This window comes from Frankia sp. CeTa3Moorea (genome assembly GCF_978021225.1).
On the sequence record NZ_CDXDOR010000288.1, the window covers coordinates 1 to 2514 of the forward strand.

Genomic DNA, 2514 nt, shown 5'->3' on the forward strand with positions numbered 1-2514 from the left:
CGCCCACCCCTACGCCCACGCCGCGCCCCTCCACGGCATCGTCATCGGCCTCGCCGCCGGCCCGGGGCGGATCGACCGATCAGCCCCGGACCTAACTGGTGGTCCCGATGCATGGAGGAGATGAACCATGGGGAGGTTCGGAGACGGTCGACGAGTAGGACGGGGGCGAGGGTGCGTGAGGCCGCCATGATGGTTATCTATGAACCGTACCGTTCGGTTCGAAGTTGTCAAGGGTAGGGTCTGTCGCGTGAGCGAGTCATCCATCCCGGCCGGGACGGCCGAACAGGACCGGCTGGCGGTCACCGGGGCCGGTGGCACGGCTGGCGACGCGGCCGGCGGCACCGCGGGTGGCACGGCCGAATCACGGCCGGCGACGCGCGGCGATGCCCGGCGCGCGGCGATCCTCGACGCGACACTGGCTCTTCTCGCCGAGCAGGGTTACGACAAGCTGTCGACCCGCGCGGTGTCGGCCCGGGCGAAGGCATCGAAGGAGACGCTGTACGCCCACTTCGGCGATCGGCGTGGCCTGCTCGCGGCACTCGTCTCCCAGGAGGCGGAAGCTACGAACGCCGCTCTTCGACAAGCCTTGGCCGACGCCGGCGGCGGACCGGTGCGACCGGTGCTCGCCGCGGCGCTGACCGAGCTGCTTGCGCTGCTCACCAGCGCCCGTTCGGTCACCATCAACCGGGTCGCCATCGCCGCGCTGCCCGCTGACCCGGATCCCGCGGAGGCTCTCGTCGCCTGGGGTCGGCGTACCACTGGTCCCCTCTTTGAAGCCCTGCTGAGGCGAGGCGTCGCCCGTGGTGAGCTCGCGTTCGATGATGCCGCCGAAGCGTTCGAGGTGCTCTTCGGCCTCACCATCCGCGACAGTCAGATCGCCGCCCTGCTGGGTCGGCCTCCGGCCTGGACCGACAGTAACCGCCGGGCCCGCGCGGAACAGGCGGTCGCGCTGTTCTATCGGCTCTACGGCACCGCCGTCCGCGTCTGACCGCCTGCCCGGGTCAGACCGTGGCAGGAGCCGGCCCTCGTTCCAGGCGATGGCGGAGAGTGACCGCATCCTCGGCGAGCGCGGAGATGAGATAGCCCGGACCGGCCAGGGGAAGCAGTGCCACCCCGTCCGCGACGGCCGCCTGCGCGCCGGATCCCGCCCTCTCCGCCGGCACGGATTCCCGCCGGGCCGCCGGAGAGCCCACCGGATCGGGCCCCGCGACGAGGAGCGACCCGACGGCACGAGCCGAGCCGAGGAGGGCTGGTCCGGTCAGGCCAGGTATCTCGGGACCGAGGATGAGATCCTGGCGCAGCAGGGGGGTCGGTTCGGATGGCGGATCCACCTCCGCGTGGGCGTCCACGTCCACCCGCAGGGTGCTACGTATCGATCCGGTCGTCTCCCCGAATCGGCCCAGCAGGATCTCCTCGCGTAGCCGTAGCCAGGCCGTGGCCGCCAGGTACACATTGGTCACCAGGAGATGGTCCGAGCCTCGCGCCGCCACGGTCGGCTCTGGCGCGAAGTCCAGCGCGCCACCCGGGGCCACCCGCGCCGACACGGTGAAGCGGGACGGCCCGGGCCCGTGACCGGGCAGGGCCACCGTCGCGGCCACTGAACGCACCACCAGGCGCACCCCGCTGCCGACGGAGATGTCGAGTCCCAGATCATCACCCGCCAGCGGTCCGGCGGCCGCGTTGACCAGGTGAACCGTCACGGTCGGCAACGCGTCCGCGGGCCCTTGCCCGAACGGGGCAACCACGGTCGACGGGACGGCGGGCCAGGTCGAACCGCCCGGCCGGGTGGAGCCGACGGCCCGCGCGGATATCGCGGGCACCGTAGACGAGGCCCTAGTCCGACCAGGGGATGCTCCGGTCTGGCGCAGGACGACCGGCACGTCGGAGCGCAACTCGGTGAGCCTCGCCGTGCCGTCCGGAGCCGGTTCGACCCGGATGACGGCCCGTGCCCGCACGGCCGTGCGGCCCGTTCGGGCGGCCGTGACGAGAGGGCCCTCCGGCCCGGCCGCGACCCCGCCCAGGATGACCCCCCGTCTCATGGCTGCCATGGTGCCAGCCGGCGGGCACCGGTCAGGACGTGAACATCCGCAGCGCCGTGGTGCGGTGCCGTTCGGCCAGGAGATCGAGGCGGATGCCGGTGACAGCGGGAAGCAGCCGGGGCGGGCGTCGGGAAGCCTCCGCACCGGCCAGCGCGATCGCCTCGACCTCGTCGGCGAGCCGGGCGAGCACGGCGGTGACGGCTAGGGGGTCCAGCCCCATCAGGCGGGTCGCGGCGGTCGCGGGTCCAGTGACCGTGGTGTGGGCGGCGACCAGAGCGGCGTCCGAGGGACGCAGACCCGCGCCCGCGGCGACCATGCCTAGTGCGATCGGGTGGTGCGGTGCACGTGGACCGGGCGGCACCGGCCAGGCGGCCCGGCCCGCTCGCAGCAGCGTGCGCCCCTGAGCCCGGCTCGCATCGCGTTGAGCGGGGGAGGGCGTCCGGGCGTCGAGCTCGGCGTCCAAGGTGGCGATGGG

General features: G+C 73.3%; 3 protein-coding genes. 1 reads left to right on the forward strand and 2 read right to left on the reverse strand.

What is annotated here, in order from left to right:
* Positions 1–247 precede the first annotated feature (247 nt).
* Entirely contained in the window at positions 248–988 is a 741-nt protein-coding gene (locus AC08OV_RS24420; protein ID WP_476620418.1) for a TetR/AcrR family transcriptional regulator, read from the forward strand.
* Positions 989–1001: 13 nt separating this feature from the next.
* On the opposite strand, the gene AC08OV_RS24425 is transcribed toward AC08OV_RS24420, so the two are convergent.
* A complete protein-coding gene (locus AC08OV_RS24425; RefSeq protein ID WP_476620419.1) occupies positions 1002–2048 on the reverse strand; it encodes an urease accessory protein UreD in 1047 nt (348 codons plus the stop codon).
* Positions 2049–2070: 22 nt separating this feature from the next.
* Positions 2071–2514 (reverse strand): urease accessory protein UreF (locus tag AC08OV_RS24430; RefSeq protein WP_476620420.1); only part of this gene is annotated, 444 nt, incomplete at its 5' end.

Excerpts from the sequence above, each read along its gene's own strand:
- AC08OV_RS24425 (WP_476620419.1), bottom strand. The coding sequence starts at position 2,048 with ATGGCAGCCATGAGACGGGGGGTCATCCTGGGCGGGGTCGCGGCCGGG.